Source organism: Pseudomonas sp. B19(2017), assembly GCF_002113165.1.
Taxonomy (GTDB): domain Bacteria; phylum Pseudomonadota; class Gammaproteobacteria; order Pseudomonadales; family Pseudomonadaceae; genus Aquipseudomonas.
Window position 1 is genome coordinate 499,056 of the sequence record NZ_NEJR01000001.1, and the last position, 19,793, is coordinate 518,848.

Annotated in this window: 11 protein-coding genes; 10 read left to right on the forward strand and 1 reads right to left on the reverse strand. The window is 63.5% G+C overall.

Annotated elements, in window-relative coordinates; all coding sequences use genetic code 11:
• Positions 1-125 precede the first annotated feature (125 nt).
• The 5 genes from hutU to hutG all read left to right on the forward strand — a co-directional run bounded on the left by hutU (position 126) and on the right by hutG (position 7,028).
• Positions 126-1,799: a urocanate hydratase gene (gene hutU, locus CAF70_RS02365; RefSeq protein ID WP_054884271.1), complete on the forward strand. Its 1,674-nt coding sequence runs from the start codon at positions 126-128 to the stop codon at positions 1,797-1,799.
• Between the two features lie 105 nt (positions 1,800-1,904).
• Complete coding sequence (hutH, locus tag CAF70_RS02370; RefSeq protein WP_063912025.1) at positions 1,905-3,437, forward strand: histidine ammonia-lyase; 1,533 nt, start codon at positions 1,905-1,907, stop codon at positions 3,435-3,437.
• A gap of 151 nt (positions 3,438-3,588) precedes the next feature.
• On the forward strand, positions 3,589-4,992 hold the full coding sequence (locus CAF70_RS02375) for an amino acid permease (protein ID WP_085621717.1): 1,404 nt from the start codon (positions 3,589-3,591) through the stop codon (positions 4,990-4,992).
• A gap of 16 nt (positions 4,993-5,008) precedes the next feature.
• Positions 5,009-6,214, forward strand: coding sequence for an imidazolonepropionase (gene hutI, locus CAF70_RS02380; protein WP_085621718.1), 1,206 nt, complete (start codon positions 5,009-5,011; stop codon positions 6,212-6,214).
• A gap of 10 nt (positions 6,215-6,224) precedes the next feature.
• A complete protein-coding gene (hutG, locus tag CAF70_RS02385; protein WP_085621719.1) occupies positions 6,225-7,028 on the forward strand; it encodes an N-formylglutamate deformylase in 804 nt (267 codons plus the stop codon).
• Positions 7,029-7,088: 60 nt separating this feature from the next.
• On the opposite strand, the gene CAF70_RS02390 is transcribed toward hutG, so the two are convergent.
• Entirely contained in the window at positions 7,089-12,626 is a 5,538-nt protein-coding gene (locus CAF70_RS02390; RefSeq protein WP_256573237.1) for an NEL domain-containing protein, read from the reverse strand.
• 167 nt (positions 12,627-12,793) lie between these two features.
• On the opposite strand from CAF70_RS02390, the gene pip reads away from it, so the two are divergent.
• From pip to CAF70_RS02415, 5 genes are all read left to right on the forward strand, one after another.
• Complete coding sequence (gene pip, locus CAF70_RS02395) at positions 12,794-13,765, forward strand: prolyl aminopeptidase (RefSeq protein WP_085621720.1); 972 nt, start codon at positions 12,794-12,796, stop codon at positions 13,763-13,765.
• A complete protein-coding gene (gene dtd, locus CAF70_RS02400; protein ID WP_061304629.1) occupies positions 13,762-14,199 on the forward strand; it encodes a D-aminoacyl-tRNA deacylase in 438 nt (145 codons plus the stop codon). The genes pip and dtd overlap by 4 nt, the downstream gene beginning before the upstream one ends.
• Positions 14,200-14,522: 323 nt before the next feature.
• Entirely contained in the window at positions 14,523-16,184 is a 1,662-nt protein-coding gene (locus tag CAF70_RS02405; RefSeq protein WP_085621721.1) for a glucan biosynthesis protein G, read from the forward strand.
• On the forward strand, positions 16,177-18,750 hold the full coding sequence (gene mdoH, locus CAF70_RS02410) for a glucans biosynthesis glucosyltransferase MdoH (RefSeq protein WP_085621722.1): 2,574 nt from the start codon (positions 16,177-16,179) through the stop codon (positions 18,748-18,750). Before CAF70_RS02405 ends, mdoH begins: the two co-directional genes overlap by 8 nt.
• Positions 18,751-18,984: 234 nt before the next feature.
• Entirely contained in the window at positions 18,985-19,782 is a 798-nt protein-coding gene (locus CAF70_RS02415; protein ID WP_085621821.1) for a transporter substrate-binding domain-containing protein, read from the forward strand.
• The last annotated feature ends 11 nt before the right edge of the window (positions 19,783-19,793 follow it).

Here is a 19,793-nt window from a genome sequence, read left to right on the forward strand (position 1 = left end):
TTTTTTGCCGCTCAGCGGATCAGTCCAATTATTTTGGTTGTCCATGCTTGTACATACAAGTAAAGGTGTGTTTGTATATCTACCACGACATACCCGCCCGCGGACGACCGTAGAGGACCTTTCCCGTGACCGACAACAACAAATACCGTGACGTTGAAATCCGTGCCCCACGTGGCAACAAGCTGACCGCCAAAAGCTGGCTGACCGAAGCGCCACTGCGCATGCTGATGAACAACCTCGATCCACAGGTCGCGGAAAACCCGAAAGAACTGGTGGTGTACGGTGGCATCGGCCGCGCTGCGCGCAACTGGGCCTGCTACGACAAGATCGTCGAGACCCTGACCCGCCTGGAAGACGACGAAACCTTGCTGGTGCAATCGGGCAAGCCGGTCGGCGTGTTCAAGACCCACAGCAACGCCCCGCGCGTGCTGATCGCCAACTCCAACCTGGTGCCGCACTGGGCCAACTGGGAACACTTCAACGAACTGGACGCCAAGGGCCTGGCCATGTACGGCCAGATGACCGCAGGCAGCTGGATCTACATCGGCAGCCAGGGCATCGTCCAGGGCACCTACGAAACCTTCGTCGAAGCCGGTCGCCAGCATTACGGCGGCAGCCTGAAAGGCAAGTGGGTTCTCACCGCCGGCCTGGGCGGCATGGGTGGCGCCCAGCCACTGGCCGCCACCCTGGCCGGCGCCTGCTCGCTGAACATCGAATGCCAGCAGAGCCGCATCGACTTCCGCCTGGAAACCCGTTACGTCGACGAGCAGGCAACCGACCTCGACGACGCGCTGGCACGCATCGCCAGGTACACCGCGGAAGGCAAAGCCATCTCCATTGCCCTGCACGGCAACGCTGCCGAAATCCTGCCAGAGCTGGTCAAGCGTGGCGTGCGCCCGGACATGGTCACCGACCAGACCAGTGCCCACGACCCACTGAACGGCTACCTGCCTGCCGGCTGGACCTGGGAGCAATACCGCGACCGTGCGCAGACCGAACCGGCTGCAGTGGTCAAGGCTGCCAAGCAATCGATGGCCGTGCACGTTCAAGCCATGCTCGACTTCCAGAAGCAGGGCATCCCGACCTTCGACTACGGCAACAACATCCGCCAGATGGCCAAGGAAGAGGGCGTGGCCAATGCCTTCGACTTCCCGGGCTTCGTACCGGCCTACATCCGTCCGCTGTTCTGCCGTGGCATCGGCCCGTTCCGCTGGGCGGCGCTGTCCGGTGATGCCGAGGACATCTACAAGACCGACGCCAAGGTCAAGGAACTGATCCCCGACGACGCTCACCTGCACCGCTGGCTGGACATGGCCCGCGAGCGCATCAGCTTCCAGGGCCTGCCGGCACGTATCTGCTGGGTGGGTCTGGGTCTGCGCGCCAAGCTGGGCCTGGCGTTCAACGAAATGGTCCGCAGCGGCGAGCTGTCGGCGCCGGTCGTCATCGGCCGCGACCACCTGGACTCCGGTTCGGTGTCCAGCCCCAACCGTGAAACCGAAGCCATGCGCGACGGCTCCGACGCTGTTTCCGACTGGCCGCTGCTCAACGCCCTGCTGAACACCGCCGGCGGCGCTACCTGGGTGTCGCTGCACCACGGTGGTGGCGTGGGCATGGGCTTCTCCCAGCACTCGGGCATGGTCATCGTCTGCGACGGTACCGACGAAGCCGCCGAGCGTATTGCCCGCGTGCTGACCAACGACCCGGGGACCGGTGTAATGCGCCATGCCGATGCCGGTTACGACATCGCCATCGATTGCGCCAAGGAGCAGGGCCTGGACTTGCCAATGATCACTGGCTGATCGCCACGCTTTGGATCGCACCCCACAAGGGTGATACTGAACAACAAGAAGGGGCGCGCAGGCACCAGAAACGGGCCTGCGGCTCCACGCGATTGGAGTAGTAAAGTGACCGAATTGACCCTCAAGCCCGGCACCCTGACCCTGGCCCAGCTGCGCGCCATCCACGCCGCGCCAGTGCGCCTGCAACTGGACGCCAGCGCCGCGCCGGCCATCGACGCCAGCGTTGCCTGCGTCGAACAGATCATTGCCGAAGACCGTACCGCCTACGGCATCAACACCGGTTTCGGCCTGCTGGCCTCGACCCGCATCGCCAGCCACGACCTGGAAAACCTGCAGCGCTCGCTGGTGCTGTCCCACGCCGCCGGTGTCGGCGCGCCGCTGGATGACGACCTGGTGCGGCTGATCATGGTACTGAAGATCAACAGCCTCAGCCGTGGCTTCTCCGGCATCCGTCGCAAAGTCATCGACGCGCTGATCGCCCTGGTCAACGCCGAAGTCTACCCGCACATCCCGCTGAAGGGCTCGGTGGGTGCTTCCGGCGACCTCGCCCCGCTGGCGCACATGTCGCTGGTGCTGCTGGGTGAAGGCAAGGCCCGCTATAAAGGGCAGTGGCTGCCGGCCACCGAAGCCCTGGCTGTCGCCGGCCTCGAGCCACTGACCCTGGCCGCCAAAGAGGGCCTGGCCCTGCTCAACGGTACCCAGGCGTCCACCGCCTATGCCCTGCGTGGCCTGTTCCAGGGTGAAGACCTGTACGCCGCCGCCATCGCCTGCGGTGGCCTGAGCGTCGAAGCCGCACTGGGCTCGCGCTCGCCGTTCGATGCGCGCATCCACGAAGTGCGTGGCCAGCGCGGCCAGATCGACACTGCTGCCTGCTTCCGTGACCTGCTGGGCGACTCCAGCGAAGTGTCGCTGTCGCACAAGAACTGCGACAAGGTCCAGGACCCGTACTCGCTGCGCTGCCAGCCGCAGGTCATGGGCGCCTGCCTGACCCAGCTGCGCCAGGCTGCCGAGGTACTGGGCATCGAAGCCAACGCCGTGTCGGACAACCCGTTGGTGTTCGCGGCCGAAGGTGACGTGATTTCCGGTGGCAACTTCCACGCCGAGCCGGTGGCCATGGCCGCCGACAACATCGCCTTGGCCATCGCCGAAATCGGTTCGCTCAGCGAGCGCCGCATCTCGCTGATGATGGACAAGCACATGTCCCAGCTGCCGCCGTTCCTGGTGGAGAACGGCGGGGTCAACTCCGGCTTCATGATCGCCCAGGTCACCGCAGCTGCCCTGGCCAGCGAGAACAAGGCTCTGTCGCACCCGCACAGCGTCGACAGCCTGCCGACCTCGGCCAACCAGGAAGACCACGTGTCGATGGCCCCGGCTGCCGGCAAGCGCCTGTGGGAAATGGCTGAAAACACCCGTGGCGTGCTGGCCATCGAGTGGCTGGGCGCCTGCCAGGGCCTCGACCTGCGCAAGGGCCTGAAGACTTCGGCCAAGCTGGAGCAGGCGCGCCAGGCGCTGCGCAGCGAAGTGCCGCACTACGATCGTGACCGTTTCTTCGCGCCCGACATCGAAAAGGCCGTGGAACTGTTGGCCAAGGGTAGCCTGACTGGCCTGCTGCCGGCGGGTGTGCTGCCAAGCCTGTAACGCCCCCTGGGGCCGCCGTGCGGCCCATTCGCAGCACAAGGCTGCTCCGGCAAGGCGACGCGCTCCCTTGTAGGAGCAGCCTTGTGCTGCGAAAGGGCTGCAAGGCAGCCCCCTCGATCTCACGACCACAAAAACAATTTAAGGACGTGACATGCAACAAGCTCAAGGTCTCAAGCGCGGGCTAAGTGCCCGCCACATCCGCTTCATGGCCCTCGGTTCCGCCATCGGTACCGGGCTGTTCTACGGCTCCGCCTCGGCCATTCAGATGGCCGGCCCGGCCGTGCTGCTGGCTTACCTGATCGGCGGCGCCGCGGTGTTCATGGTCATGCGCGCCCTCGGCGAAATGGCTGTGCACAACCCGGTTGCCGGCTCGTTCGGCCACTACGCCAGCACCTATCTCGGCCCAATGGCAGGCTTTATCCTCGGCTGGACCTACGCCTTCGAGATGGTCATTGTCGCCATCGCCGACGTCACCGCCTTCGGTATCTACATGGGCTTCTGGTTCCCGGAAGTGGCCCGCTGGATCTGGGTGCTGGGCATCGTCTTCCTGATCGGCGGCCTCAACCTGTGCAACGTCAAGGTCTTTGGCGAAATGGAATTCTGGCTGTCGCTGCTCAAGGTCGGCGCCATCGTGGCGATGATCCTGGCCGGCCTCGGCATCATGGCCTTCGGCTTCAGCCAGGTAGGCACCGGGCATGCCGTGGGTGTCAGCAACCTGTTCGACCATGGTGGCTTCATGCCCAATGGCGTGGGTGGCCTGATCGCCTCCTTTGCCGTGGTGATGTTCGCCTTCGGCGGCATCGAGATCATCGGCGTCACTGCCGGTGAGGCCAAGGACCCGCAGCGGGTCATCCCCAAGGCGATCAACGCCGTTCCACTGCGCATCCTGCTGTTCTATGTGCTCACCCTGTTCGTGCTGATGTGCCTGTACCCATGGCCGCAAATCGGCAGCCAGGGCAGCCCGTTCGTGCAGATTTTCAGCAATCTGGGCATCGGCTCCGCCGCCGCGGTGCTGAACATCGTGGTGATTTCCGCCGCGATCTCGGCCATTAACAGCGACATTTTCGGCGCCGGCCGCATGATGTACGGCCTCGCTCAGCAAGGCCACGCCCCGCGCGGCTTCAGCAAGCTGTCGAAACATGGCGTGCCGTGGATGACCGTGGTGGTGATGGGCGCTGCGCTGCTGATCGGCGTGCTGCTCAACTACCTGATCCCGGAGAACGTGTTCCTGCTGATCGCCTCGATCGCCACCTTCGCCACCGTGTGGGTGTGGCTGATGATCCTCGTCACCCAAGTTGCCATGCGCCGCAGCATGAGCCGTGAACAGGTGGCCCAGCTGCAGTTCCCGGTACCGTTCTGGCCTTACGGCCCGGCCATGGCCATTGCTTTCATGGTGTTCATCTTTGGCGTGCTCGGTTACTTCCCGGATACCCAGGCGGCATTGTTTGTCGGCGTGGTCTGGGTGGTGTTCCTGGTGGCGTCCTACCTGCTGTGGTGCAAGCCACGCGCCGGGCAGGGCCAGCCGGTAGCAGAGCCTGCCGAGTTGCACCGCTAGTAAAAGGAGATTGTGCATGAGAACCGTCTGGCAGCACTGCCATGTGGCAACCATGGCCGAGGGCCGTTACTCGGCCATCGAGGACGCGGCCATCGTCACCCGTGACGGGCTGATCGAATGGATCGGCCCGCGCACCGAGCTGGCGTCGGTCGAGGCAGAGCGCACGGTGGACCTGGGCGGTGCCTGGGTCACCCCGGGGCTGATCGACTGCCACACCCACGCGGTGTTCGGCGGCAACCGCAGCGGTGAGTTCGAGCAGCGCCTTCAGGGCGTGAGCTATGCCGAAATTGCCGCACAGGGCGGTGGCATCGCCAGCACCGTGCGGGCCACCCGCGCGGCCAGCGAGGACGAGTTGTTCGCCAGTGCTCGCCAGCGGGTCCAGGCACTGATGCGCGATGGCGTGACCACCCTCGAAATCAAGTCCGGTTATGGCCTGGACCTGGCCAATGAGCGCAAGATGCTGCGCGTGGCCCGGCGCCTGGCCGACGAACTGCCTTTGGCGGTGCGTGCAACCTGCCTGGCCGCCCACGCCCTGCCGCCGGAGTACGCCGGCCGGGCCGACGACTATATCGCGCACATTTGCGACGAAATGCTGCCGGCGTTGGCCGCCGAGGGCCTGGTGGACGCCGTTGATGCCTTCTGCGAACACCTGGCGTTTTCCCCGGCCCAGGTCGAGCGGCTGTTCATCAAGGCGCGCGAGCTGGGCCTGCCGGTCAAGCTGCACGCCGAACAGCTGTCGTCGCTGCACGGTTCCAGCCTGGCGGCGCGCTACCAGGCGCTGTCGGCCGACCACCTGGAGTTCATGACCGAGGACGACGTCATTGCCATGGCAAAAGCCGGCACGGTCGCCGTGCTGCTGCCGGGCGCGTTCTACTTCCTGCGCGAAACCCAGCTGCCGCCGATGGATGCACTGCGCCGTCACGGCGTGAAGATTGCCCTGGCCAGCGACCTCAACCCGGGCACCTCGCCCGGGCTGTCGCTGCGGCTGATGCTGAACATGGGCTGTACCTGTTTCCGCATGACCCCGGAAGAAGCCCTGGCCGGTGTCACCGTGCACGCCGCCACGGCGCTGGGCCTGGGCGACAGCCACGGCTCGCTGGAAGTGGGCAAGGTCGCCGACTTCGTTGCCTGGCAGATCGAACGCCCCGCTGACCTTGCCTACTGGCTGGGCGGCGACCTGCCCAAGCGCGTGGTGCGCAAGGGCTACGAGATTTCCAACTGAGTGAGGCACGATGGACAAGGTACTGAGTTTTCACCAGGGCCGCCTGCCGCTGCTGATCAGCATGCCGCATGCCGGCCTGAAACTGTCGCCGGCGGTACGAGACGGCCTGGTCGACCGGGCGAGCAGCCTGCCGGACACCGACTGGCATATTCCACGGCTGTATGACTTTGCCCGTGACATGGGCGCCAGTGTGGTGGCGGCGGAGTATTCGCGTTTCGTCATCGACCTGAACCGCCCGGATGACGACAAGCCGCTGTACGCCGGGGCCACCACCGGCCTGTACCCGGCCACGCTGTTCGATGGCGAGCCATTGTTCAAGCACGGGCTGGAGCCGACTGGCGAGGTACGCAAGCAGTATCTGGAGCAGATCTGGCGACCCTACCACGACACGATTCGTCGCGAGCTGGCGCGGCTGCGTGAACAGTTCGGCTACGCCCTGCTGTGGGACGCCCATTCGATCCGCTCGCTGATCCCGCACCTGTTCGACGGCAAGCTACCGGATTTCAACCTGGGCACTTTCAACGGCGCCAGTTGCGATCCGGAACTGGCCGAGCGGTTGCAAGCGGTATGTGCCCAGGCGCAAGGCTATAGCCATGTGCTCAACGGGCGTTTCAAGGGCGGGCATATCACCCGCCATTACGGCGACCCGGCCAACCATGTTCATGCGGTACAGCTGGAGCTGGCGCAAAGCACCTACATGGAGGAAACCGAGCCGTTCACCTACCGTGAAGACCTGGCCCGGCCGACGCAGCAGGTACTGAGGGGGCTGTTGCAGGCACTGCTGGCGTGGGGCGCGGAGCGGTACGGGCGGTAACCTTCTGCGGTTGAAAGCGGCGACGCGATGCAGGGTATGCGCGTCGCCAGTCAGCCGGCGTCAGTTGCCAGCGTTGCGGTTGATCTGCGCGAGGGTAAGTTCACGCAGCAGCTCGCGCTCTTCCTGGTGCTTGTCTTCCAGCAGGCCTTGCTGCAGGTTCAACTCGTCCTGAAGCGGGTGGTCCTTGTTGGCCAGTTCAAGCACGCGCATGCGGTAGCGTGTATCTATTTCGGCAAAACGATCGGCATGTTCGACGCGCAGGCGCGTGGTCCAGTCGCTATTCGCCAACATATAGTCGACCAGTGCATCGCTCAGTTCGCTTTGGCGGACCTTTTCCAGCACGCTGGCCAGCTCACCGGCCGCCAGGTTCGCGGCACCTCGGAAACGCATGCTGTCGGAAATCGGCAGGTCCAGCTCCCTGGCCAGTTCGCGACGGTAGGCCAGGCTCACCGAGACTTTGTCACCCGAGCCAGTCCTGTGTTTGGCCAGTTCCTCGAGCTGATTGATCCGGAACAGTTGCAACAGGCGTCGATGCAGCGCTTTCAGCGTATCGCCAGCGTCGATCAGCAGGCGCTGGTTCATCAGGTACAGTTCGATATTGTTGAATATCTGCAGTGCACCATCATGGCAGGTGGGCACCACTTGGGTCACAGGGTCAGGCAAGGCTTCCACGGCGATCTGCTCCATCGTGGCGCGTTCTATCTCGTTGCTGACTGCTGCTACCAGAATCAGGCGCACCCGCTCGCAGAAGGTGGTTCGGGTTTTGGGATCGACGTAGGGAGCGGCATTGTGCAAACGGCCCACCAAGCGCAACAGGTCGCTGCCCTCCAGGCGTGCCCAGCAGTCCTGCAAAGCCTCGTTCTGTGCCTCGTTGCCGAGCATCCAGTCCTCCAGCCTGGGCGTATCGTCGCCTAGCAGGGGGAAGTGAGGGTGATCCAGGGAGCCTTCGCTCGAGGAATCGACCAACTGCAGGTTGCCTGGGATATCCAGGGCGAAGGAGTAGCTGTGCTGGCTGTCCGAGAATGCCCGCACGCGCAGGATGGTATCGAGTGGTAAGGGATTGTCGAACAGCGCGATCGACGAAATCGGCATCGGGTTGTTCAGGTTCGACAGGATGTGCTCGGGCAACTGGCTGATATTGTTCGAGCTCAAGTCCAGCAGCTCGAGGGGCAGCAGGCTGTCACACCAGCTTGGCCAAGCCTGGAGGTTCATGTTGGTCAGCGCCAGCGATTGCAGGTTGTGGGATAACTGTGCGGGCACCTGGTTGATGGTCCCCACACGGTTGCCGGACAGGTCTATCGAGGTGAGCTGTTCCAGCCCCGCGAAGACTTCCAGCATGGACTGGTCGATTTCCAGGCCCATGTTGCGAAACTCCAGGAAAGTGAGCTGCGGCAGGCGCGCAAGGGCAGAGGCCAGTGCGGGGGTCGCTGCCTGATGGCCATCGATGGTCAAGCGGGTGACATTGGGAAAGCGCCGTAACAGTTCATCGAGTTGCGCAGCGCTGCCACGCAGACGGATCAGGCTCAGCGCCCGTACGCGCTCGCCGAAGAACGCTGGAAGCCGTCGGGGGAAATGCTCGATGGCCACGTCCTCGAGTTGCAGCCGCAGGTACAGCTGCCCCCGCTCCTGCTGCTGCCAGAAATCACTGATCGCAGTTCCGATGCGCTGCCTGTCCGCCAGTGCTTCCTGGGTCAGCGGGTTGCTCGAGCTGGAGGCGTGGGCCCAGCCATCGATAGCATCACGCATCTGCTGTCGCTCATTGCGGATACGGGTCAGCTGCTCGGTGAGTGCGGCAGACTGGTCGGTGCTGATACCGGAGATGTCGATACGCTCATTGAGCAGCAAGCGCTGCAGGTCGTTTTCATTGATGCTGTTGCCCTGCAGCGAAATTACCGGCGGGGTGGCCATGCTGCCTGCTTCATTGAGCAGGAACGAAGGCAACGACCTGAGGTTGTTGTCGCGCAGGGACAAGTGGGCGATGCGCCCGAGGGCATCGCTGCCAATGCCGATGGGCCATTGGGACAACTGCATCTGGTTAAGGCCCAGGTAATCCAGGGACAGTTCGTGGAAAGTCGGGCTGTTGTTCTGTGCCACGCGATTGCCGCTCAAGTCCAGGTAGCGCAATTGGCCGAGCCCCGACAGCAGGCCCAGATCGCTTTCGGACAGCGCGATGTTCTGGTTGGTAAACGTCAGCCGCTGCAAGCCGGGCAGGGCCTCGGTAATGGTAGGAATACTGAACAGGAAGGACGATGGTGTGGCTCTGGGGTCATAGGCCCGGCTGATTTCCAGGGACTCGATCTGTGGCATCTGCCTGAGCAGGCGTTGTAACAGGCGCTCGTTCTGCGCCCAGCCTGCCAGGGCGCCCGAAGGCAGGTCGACCAGGCTGAGGCTGCGCACGCGGGTATTGAAGAAGTCGGGCAATGTCAGAGGAACGTCGGCCAGAGGAACGCGAGTAATGCGTAGCTCGGCGGTATGCCCGGCGCTTTCATCCAGCGCGACGTCGTACCAATGTTGCAGGATCGCTTTGCGCAGGTTGTCGTAGTCGCGTGCTGCCTGATTGGTTGCCGGGGAAATGGCTTCGCTCCAGTCATCCAGCCGGCTTAGCAGTTCGTTGCGTTGTTCAAGCAACGCTTGCAGGTGTTCGAGGATCTGCTGCGGTGTACGGCCGGTGCCGGTGAGTGCCAGCAGAATCTGGTCTGCCGAGCGGCCGGTATGCGTGACCAGCCCTGTGGCTTCGACGGCTTCGAGCAGGCGTTGACGGGTAACGCTTTGTGCGGCCGCGCCGCCGCCACTGAGCGGGTAGCCCAGGCGACCATCGGCCAGGCGCATGGGCGAGCGGTAGCCGGGGCGCACCGGTTGCATGCCCAGAAGTGCCCGCAGTTCCGGTCGGGGTAGCAACGGGCTTTCCTGGACCAGGCGCTCGAGCGCCTGCTGGTCGGCGATTTGCATTTCGGTCATGGCTGCCGGCAGCGCCTTGTACAAGGCCGCGTAGAGGCTTGGGTATAGGCTGATGGCTGCACCTGGCTGGCTATCGTCGTGAACGATATACCCTGCCTCGGCATGGGTAATGGTCTTGTACGGATACCCGTCCAGCGGGCCCAGCTCATAGTCCTGAGCCGGCCACGACAGGCGCTGCAGCAACCTCACCCGGGTTTCGGCGGGCCAGCCCGGTAGCTGCGCCAGGGTATGCACGATCAGTCGGTCGCTGTCCCAGTTCGGTACGCAGGGCAGGTACAGCCCTTCGTAGGCGCGGGCAAGACGGATTTGTTGCCGGTAGACACGAAGTTCTTCGCTGAGGCGCAGCGGCACCTTGCCGCTGTCGAGCAACTGCAGTTCGCTGGTACCGGCGGCGCGTGCCAGTTCGTTGGCGACCACCGCCGGCAGTTGGGGGTAAACCCGCTGGAGGGCTTCGGCGCCCGCTGCGAGGGTAATCGGCAAGGTGCTGTAAGCCCTGTGGAATTCGGCTGAGCGAGTGCTGGTATCGGGTAGCAGGCGGAGGCGTTCGTCCAGCCTGAAGCGTTGCAGGGTATCCTCGAGCAAGGCTGGCAGCCGCTGGTTCGTCGCCAGGGTCCGGCGCAGTTGGTCTTCATCGCTGCCGCTGAGGGCCACGATGCGTTGCAGGGTCGTCTCGTCGAAATGCGCGTTCAAGTGGCCGATACGACGCAACAACTGCATGCCTGACCAACTCAGCGGTCGATCCGTTCCGAGCAACCAGGCCCCGGCGCCATTGTGCCGTACGGGTGGTTGATAGCGCCGAGGATTTTGCGGGTGCTGCAGGCGATACTCGCCGGTGGCTGCGGCCTGCTCGACGATGTACTGCTCGCCCTGCACAACCAGCCAGTGCCTTCCGTTGTGCTGGCGTAGGCCGAACGCGTCTGCTTCCAGGCCTTCGGGCAGTCTCTCGCTGCTCTGATAGGGCGCCAGGTCGGGTTTCCACAGGCGAACCTGGCCATCGGCTGTTTCCACATCTTCCAGTTCCTCGATGAATGATGGCGTTTCCACCGGAATACGCTCTATTTCTGCTTCCTCATCATCGCTGGCGCCAGTTTCCTGCCCCTCCACGGCAGCGCCGGCTTCACCGCCCTTTGGGCCCCTCAAGGCTTTGGCCGTCGCGCTGAGCGCCGCCATCAGCGCCACGTTCTCGACCACATCGACCAGGTAGCCATAGGCAATGTCGCGCTCGTCGTTTTCCCAGGCCTCTATGCCGTCATAAACCTCGAAGGCCAATTGAGTCACGCACACGGCCAGCATGGCCTCACCCAGCCCAGGCACAAAGAACCCGGCGATGTTCAGGGCGGTCAGCACGCGCCCCGCTATCAATTCCCGGTGCGCCTGAGCGGTGCGCCGGTCAACGATCTCGGTTGGTATGGCATGAAACAGCACATCCTGTTCATGGCGCTGGGTTTTCTGGAAGGCCATGACGCCCTGGAACGCATGGCTGAATGGTTTTGCCACCGGATACAGGGCGGCATGCAGGTCCGCAACAGGCTCGTGGATCCCTCGGGTACTCCAGCCCAGAGGCGTGAGCCGATCTTTGAGACGGGCGATGACTGATGGTTTATCGCGGTCGCCGATGTGTTTGTCCAGGTAGTGGATATCGGCCTGCAGCCTTTCGCCGAGCTCGGCTAGCAAGGCTTCCTGGCTGGTGAACTCTTTGAGCGGCAGCGTACCGTCTTCCGGGATATACAGGGCTACCGCCTGATGATCGGCTGCCTGCAGGGTGATGAGCACGACTCCGGTCAGTTCCGCCTCCCACAAATCGAGCAAGCTGAACGTTACTTGCGAGTTGGCCGATGGCGGCTGGTCAAGGGGCGCGGCAAGGGCGGCGGAGTACAGCGTTTCGCTGATGTCTCCCTTGAGCCGGGCGAAATGCAGCGATTGCCTGAACGCCGAAACCTCGGCGCGCCCCAAGGTTTCATAGACGGCCAGTGCGGCTTGGTCGGCGTCTGCTCGCGGCATGCCCGCTGGGTAGTAGATGGCATGCACCTGCTCATGGTACTTGCCGCCGATATCCAGGGTGCGACACAAGTCGGCAAACGCTTCGGCGGTGATGTCTAGCGTGTTGCTGATCGGCACCGTGCCCATGAAGCGGCGGTGATCGAGCATGACCGACTTTTTCAGCAAGGCGTCAGGCGCATCCATGCCATGCTCCCCAGCGGCGGCCTGGTCGAAGTTGTGCAGCGCGCAGTGGAGCAGCGAACGGGTGGCCCGATCGATCGCCTGACGGCTGTCTATCGCGTTACGGCTGTCGATCAGGCGGGCATCGACCAGGTAGGTGTTGCGTACGTCCAGGTCAAGCCCGAAGCGCTGCTTGATCGCCTTGGTCAGCGTTTCGCTGGCGTAGGTTTCCAGGTCTGGTAGCCGTTCGAACAGTTTGTGCACCTGCGCCTGGTGCTCGCGGTGGCGTGCATGTTCTTCCTGCCAAGCCTTGGCGACGTCCGGTTGCTGCTGGATGGCTGCCGGCAACCAGGCGGGGGCCTGCTGCCAGTTGCGCATCGCGCGATGGGTTTCGGACGTTGCAAGCTTGAGCCAGGCGGGGATCTTGCGTTCGATGGTGGCGTAATGAACGCCAGGTTGGGAAATCGCTGGGTTTGGCATATTGCGGCCTCGCATGATAGGGCAAGGGACTATCAGCGGGTTGTCTGGCCTGTGGGAGGTAGATATGTCTGCCGCTGCGCAGCGGACGTGTCAGAGAGGACGGTGCTGAAAGCGCAATTCAGGTTTATGATGGCCCACGGCCGAATAATCCTCACACGGAGTGCGCAATGCAGACCCTGTACCCGCAGATCAAACCCTACGCCCGGCACGATCTGGCCGTGGAAGCGCCGCATGTGCTGTATGTCGACGAAAGCGGCTCGCCAGAAGGTCTGCCGGTGGTATTCATCCACGGTGGCCCAGGGGCAGGCTGCGATGCCCAGAGCCGCTGCTACTTCGACCCCACGCTGTACCGCATCATCACCTTCGACCAGCGCGGCTGCGGCCGCTCCACGCCGCACGCGAGCCTGGAGAACAACACCACCTGGCACCTGGTCGAGGACCTGGAGCGTATTCGCGAGCACCTTGGCATCGACAAGTGGGTGCTGTTTGGTGGCTCATGGGGCTCCACCCTGGCCCTGGCCTACGCCCAGACGCACCCCGAGCGGGTGCATGGCCTGATCCTGCGCGGCATCTTTCTGTGCAGGCCACAGGAAATCCAGTGGTTCTACCAGGAAGGCGCCAGCCGCCTGTTCCCCGACTACTGGCAGGATTACATCGCGCCGATCCCGCCGGAAGAGCGTGGTGACCTGGTGTCGGCCTTCCACAAGCGCCTGACCGGCACCGACCAGATCGCCCAGATGCACGCGGCCAAGGCCTGGTCCACCTGGGAGGGCCGTACCGCCACCCTGCGCCCCAACCCGCTGGTGGTCGATCGCTTCTCCGAGCCGCAGCGCGCGTTGTCGATCGCCCGCATCGAATGCCACTACTTCATGAACAATGCTTTCCTCGAGCCGGATCAGCTGATTCGCGACCTGCCGAAAATCGCGCATCTGCCGGCGGTGATCGTGCATGGCCGCTATGATGTGATCTGCCCGCTGGACAACGCCTGGGCGCTGCATCAGGCCTGGCCGAACAGCGAACTGAAGGTGATCCGTGACGCTGGCCACGCGGCTTCCGAGCCAGGCATCACCGATGCCCTGGTGCGCGCCGCCGACCAGATGGCCCGGCGCCTGCTCGACCTGCCCCTGGAAGAAGCATGAGGGGCCTGCTGCAACGTGTGCGCGGCGCACGGGTGGAAGTAGCGGGGGAGGTGGTGGGTGCCATTGACCAGGGGTTGCTGGTGCTGGTGGCCGTCGAACCTGAAGATTCCCGTGAGCAGGCCGACAAACTGTTGCACAAGCTGTTGAACTACCGGGTGTTCAGCGACGAACAGGGCAAGATGAACCTGTCGCTCAAGGATGTCGGGGGAGGTTTGTTGCTGGTGTCGCAGTTCACCCTGGCGGCAGACACCCGCAACGGCATGCGCCCGAGCTTTTCGACGGCTGCGCCACCGGCCCTTGGCGCCGAGTTGTTCGACTATCTTTTGCAGCAGGCGAAGGCCCGGCATACCGACGTGGCCAGCGGCCAATTTGGTGCAGACATGCAGGTGCACCTGGTCAATGATGGCCCCGTGACTTTTATGTTACAAATATGAGGTCGAAAAACCCCTTGTTTATAGGAAAACAAGGGGTTTTGTACGATAAATAGTTGTTCCAGCCTGATGCGTTGTCACGCGACCTGCTGGATAATCGCGCGCTGCATGGACCTGCGTTCGCAGGTTCGTTTCACTCTGACTCGAGTATTGTCTGGATCCGTTTGGGGAATCATTACGCCCTCACGGGGTCCGAACAGTGCTCGCCAACCCGGCATTTGTCGCTGGCCGTTGGTTTCATGATCTGTTTTCGGCGAGGGTTGCTCGTGATTGTTAGTCCCCAAAAAGCATCAAGAATCCCCGGAACCGGGCTGCGCAAGGCCCTGATGGCCAGTGTGGCACTGGTCGGCCTGATGAGCGCGGGCCAGCTGTGGGCATTCAATCTTGACGATGTTGCAGCCAAGGCAAAGGATCTGGCCGGCCAGAAGTACGACGCACCGAAAAGCAACCTGCCGGCCGTATTCCGCGACATGAAGTTCGCGGACTACCAGAAGATTCACTTCCTGCAGGAAAAGGCCGAGTGGGCCAATGACAAGACCCCGTTCAAACTGTCGTTCTATCACCAGGGCATGCACTTCGACACCCCGGTGAAGATCAACCAGGTCACCGCCACCAAGGTCGAGGAAATCAAGTACGACCCGAGCCGTTTCGAGTTCGGTGACGTGCCGCACGATCCGGAAACCACCAAGAACCTGGGTTACGCCGGTTTCCGCGTGCTGTATCCGATCAACAAGGCCGACAAGCAGGACGAGATCATGACCCTGCTTGGCGCCAGTTACTTCCGCGTGGTCGGTAAGGGCCACGTGTACGGCCTGTCGGCCCGTGGCCTGGCCATCGACACTGCGCTGCCGTCGGGCGAAGAGTTCCCGCGCTTCACCGAATTCTGGGTCGAGAAGCCCAAGCCCGCCGACAAGCATCTGGTGATCTACGCTCTGCTGGACTCGCCGCGCTCCACCGGTGCCTACAAGCTGACCCTGCGCCCTGGCAACGACACCGTGGTCGATGTGCAGTCCCGCGTGTTCCTGCGTGACCATGTCAGCCGCCTGGGCATTGCCCCGCTGACCAGCATGTACCTGTTCGGCCCCAACCAGCCGTCCAAGGTCCTCAACTACCGCCCGGCCCTGCACGACTCCGAGGGCCTGTCGATCCATGCCGGCAACGGCGAGTGGCTGTGGCGCCCATTGAACAACCCGAAACACCTGGCCGTGAGCAACTTCAGCGTCGAGAACCCGCGTGGTTTCGGCCTGATGCAGCGCCAGCGCGCCTTCAGCGATTATGAAGACCTCGACGACAACTACCAGAAGCGTCCGAGCGCCTGGATCGAGCCTAAGGGTGACTGGGGCAAGGGCACCGTCGACCTGGTCGAAATCCCGACTGCCGACGAGACCAACGACAACATCGTGGCCTTCTGGAGCCCGGAAAAGCTGCCTGAGCCAGGCAAGCCATTCGAGTATGCCTATCGCCTGCACTGGACCATCGATGAGCCGAAGTTCCAGGCCTCCGAGCTGGGCTGGGTCAAGCAGACCCTGCGCTCCACCGGCGACGTCAAACAGTCCAACCTGATCCGCCAGCCAGACGGCAGCGTGGCCTTCCTGGTCGACTTCGCCGGCCCGGCGCTGGCCGCCCTGCCGGAAGACACCGCCGTGCGCAGCCAGATCAGCGTGGGCGACAACGCCGAGGTGGTCGAGAACAACCTGCGCTATAACCCTGAGACCAAGGGCTGGCGCCTGACCCTGCGTTTGAAGGTCAAGGAAGCCAACAAGTCGACCGAAATGCGTGCCGCGCTGGTGCGTGACGTGCCGGTCGAAGCCGCCAAGCCTGCCAAGGACACCAAGCAGGACAAGGCTGCAGCCAAGCAAGCCAAGGCCGAGAAAGCCGCCAAGGCCGAACAACCTGCCGCCGATGCGGCGCCCACCAACGGGACCCCGGCCACCACCGAGAAGGTGCTGACCGAGACCTGGAGCTATCAGTTGCCTGCCGATGAGTAACTCAAGCGCAAGGCCGGAATCGCTTCGCGAGTACCTGGCCCACCTACCACTGAGCGACGAGCAACGGGCGGAGCTCGCCAGCTGCACGTCATTCAGTGAGCTGCACCAACGCCTGGCGGCCAACCCGGCCGCCAGCTCTGCCGAGGCCGTGCAGGCCTCGGTGGGCCCGCGCCTGACCGTAGGCAGCGCCGCCGAGCTGGAAGACGCCGAAATGCTTGGCGTCGACGGCAGCGGCCGGCTGTGCCTGAAGATCGCCCCGCCGATCAAGCGCACCAAAGTCGTGCCCGAGCCGTGGCGCACCAACGTGCTGATCCGCATGTGGCGGCGCATGACCGGCCGCACCAACGCCCCGCAGCCGCCCAAGCGCGAGCTGCCGCCGGCCCGCTGGCGCACGGTCGGCTCGATCCGCCGTTACATCCTGCTGGCGCTGATGATCGGCCAGACCATTGTTGCCGGCTGGTACATGAAAGGCATCCTGCCGTACCAGGGCTGGTCGTTCGTGGACTTTGACGAAGTCGTCAACCAGCCGCTGTGGGACACCGTGGTGCAGGTTTGGCCGTATGCCTTGCAGACGTCCATCCTGGTTCTGTTCGGTATCCTGTTCTGTTGGGTATCGGCGGGCTTCTGGACCGCGCTGATGGGCTTCCTCGAGTTGCTGACCGGGCGTGACAAATACAAGATTTCGGGTAGCAGTGCAGGCAACGAGCCGATCGCGCCCGAGGCGCGTACCGCGCTGGTGATGCCGATCTGCAACGAAGACGTGCCGCGTGTGTTCGCCGGCCTGCGCGCAACGTTCGAGTCGGTGGCCGCCAGCGGCAACCTCGACCGCTTCGACTTCTTCGTGCTCAGCGACACCAACGACACCGACATCGCCGTGGCCGAACAGCAGGCCTGGCTGGACGTGTGCCGCGAAACCAAAGGTTTTGGCCGCATCTTCTACCGCCGCCGCCGACGCCGGGTGAAGCGCAAGAGTGGCAACCTCGACGACTTCTGCCGTCGTTGGGGCGGCGAATACAAGTACATGGTCGTGCTCGACGCCGACAGCGTAATGAGCGGCGAGTGCCTGAGCAGCCTGGTGCGCCTGATGGAAGCCAACCCGGATGCCGGCATCATCCAGACCGGGCCGAAGGCTTCGGGTATGGACACCCTGTATGCGCGCCTGCAGCAGTTCGCCACCCGCGTGTACGGCCCGCTGTTCACCGCCGGCCTGCACTTCTGGCAGCTGGGCGAGTCGCACTACTGGGGCCACAACGCGATCATCCGCATGAAGCCGTTCATCGAGCACTGCGCCCTGGCGCCGTTGCCGGGCAAGGGGGCGTTCGCCGGTGCAATCCTCTCCCACGACTTCGTCGAAGCTGCGCTGATGCGCCGCGCCGGCTGGGGCGTGTGGATTGCCTACGACCTGCCTGGCAGCTACGAAGAACTGCCGCCGAACCTGCTCGACGAACTCAAGCGCGACCGCCGCTGGTGCCACGGCAACCTGATGAACTTCCGCCTGTTCCTGGTCAAGGGCATGCACCCGGTGCACCGTGCGGTGTTCCTCACCGGGGTGATGTCGTACCTGTCGGCGCCGCTGTGGTTCCTGTTCCTGGTGCTGTCGACCGCGCTGCTGGCGACCAACACGCTGATGGAGCCGCAGTACTTCATCGAGCCGTACCAGCTCTACCCGCTGTGGCCGCAGTGGCACCCGGAAAAAGCCGTGGCGCTGTTCTCCACCACCATCGTGCTGCTGTTCCTGCCCAAGCTGCTCAGTGTCATCCTGATCTGGGCCAAGGGCGCGACCGAGTTTGGCGGGCGCATCAAGGTCACCCTGTCGATGCTGATGGAGATGCTGTTCTCCATGCTGCTGGCACCGGTGCGCATGATCTTCCACACCCGCTTCGTACTTGCCGCGTTCCTCGGCTGGGCCGCGACCTGGAACTCGCCGCAGCGTGACGACGACTCCACGCCGTGGAGCGAAGCGGTGCGCCGCCATGGTCCGCAGACCCTGCTGGGCATTGCCTGGGCGGCGCTGGTGGCCTGGCTGAACCCGAGCTTCCTGTGGTGGCTGGCGCCAATCGTCGGTTCGCTGGTACTGTCGATCCCGGTTTCGGTGATCTCCAGCCGCACCCGCCTGGGCCTGGCGGCCAAGGACGAGAAGCTGTTCCTCATCCCCGAGGAATACGCCACCCCGCAAGAGCTGCTGGCCACCGACCAGTACACCCACGAAAACCGCTGGCATGCCCTGCATGACGGTTTCGTGCGGGCTGTGGTCGACCCGCGACAGAACGCCCTGGCTTGCGCCATGGCCACTGCCCGTCATGGTCAGGCGGCACCGATCGAGGCACTGCGTGCCGAGCGCGTGGCCAAGGCGATCGAAGTCGGGCCGAAAGGGCTGGACCTCAATACCCGCCTGGCCCTGCTCAGCGACCCGGTGGCGCTGACCCGCCTGCACGAGCAAGTGTGGGCCGAGCACAACGCGGCGTGGATCGATGTGTGGCGTGCGTCGATCAAGAACGACCCGCATTCGCCGCTGTTGCCGCTGCACCCGGAGAATGAAGGCCAACCGGCACTCGTCGGCGCCTGATCGGGCCTCTTCGCGGGCACGCTCGCTCCCACAGGGCACTTCACTATCCCTGTGGGAGCGGGCGTGCCCGCGAAGCTTTTATGGCCTTCCCTCTATTTTGGCCAACAAAGTCCCCCCCGGCTCTAGGTCCCCGGGCCGCCATGCGTTAGCATCCCCCTCGATATGACGCATCGGCCGCCAGGGCCATGCCAACAATAAGATTCGCTACTTTTCTTGCTAGGGGACTTGGTGATGATCAAGAAATACCTTTCGCGACTGCTGGTCGGTGTCACCGCCCTGGTCGCCGTGACAGCGGCCCAGGCCGGCGCCATCGATGACGCGGTCAAGCGCGGCACCCTGCGGGTGGGCATGGACCCGACCTACATGCCGTTCCAGATGACCAACAAGCGTGGCGAAATCATCGGCTTCGAGGTCGATATCCTCAAAGCCATGGCCAAGTCCATGGGCGTCAAGTTCGAGCCGGTCTCCACCGCCTATGACGGCATCATCCCGGCCCTGCTGACCGACAAGTTCGACATGATCGGCAGCGGCATGACCCTGACCCAGGAGCGCAACCTGCGCCTGAACTTCAGCGAACCTTTCATCGTGGTTGGCCAGACCCTGCTGATCCGCAAGGAGCTGGCGGGCGAGATCAAGTCGTACAAGGACCTGAACAACGAGAAGTACCGCCTGACTTCCAAGCTCGGTACCACTGGTGAAATGGTTTCCAAGAAGCTGATCGGCAAAGCCAAGTACCACGGCTACGACAACGAGCAGGAAGCGGTGATGGATGTGGTCAACGGCAAGGCTGATGCCTTTGTCTATGACGCGCCTTACAACGTGGTGGCCGTGGAGAAGGCCGGTGCGGGCAAGCTGCTGTTCCTCGAAGAACCCTTCACCTACGAGCCGCTGGCCTTCGGCCTGAAGAAAGGCGACTACGACAGCATCAACTTCATCAACAACTTCCTGCACCAGATCAAGCATGACGGGACCTACGATCGTATTCACGACAAGTGGTTCAAGAACAAGGACTGGCTGAAGGACATGGAATAAGGCCCAGGCCA

Excerpts from the sequence above, each read along its gene's own strand:
- CAF70_RS02375 (WP_085621717.1), top strand. The coding sequence starts at position 3,589 with ATGCAACAAGCTCAAGGTCTCAAGCGCGGGCTAAGTGCCCGCCACATC.
- hutI (WP_085621718.1), top strand. The coding sequence starts at position 5,009 with ATGAGAACCGTCTGGCAGCACTGCCATGTGGCAACCATGGCCGAGGGC.
- hutG (WP_085621719.1), top strand. The coding sequence starts at position 6,225 with ATGGACAAGGTACTGAGTTTTCACCAGGGCCGCCTGCCGCTGCTGATC.
- CAF70_RS02390 (WP_256573237.1), bottom strand. The coding sequence starts at position 12,626 with ATGCCAAACCCAGCGATTTCCCAACCTGGCGTTCATTACGCCACCATC.
- pip (WP_085621720.1), top strand. The coding sequence starts at position 12,794 with ATGCAGACCCTGTACCCGCAGATCAAACCCTACGCCCGGCACGATCTG.
- dtd (WP_061304629.1), top strand. The coding sequence starts at position 13,762 with ATGAGGGGCCTGCTGCAACGTGTGCGCGGCGCACGGGTGGAAGTAGCG.
- CAF70_RS02405 (WP_085621721.1), top strand. The coding sequence starts at position 14,523 with ATGGCCAGTGTGGCACTGGTCGGCCTGATGAGCGCGGGCCAGCTGTGG.
- mdoH (WP_085621722.1), top strand. The coding sequence starts at position 16,177 with ATGAGTAACTCAAGCGCAAGGCCGGAATCGCTTCGCGAGTACCTGGCC.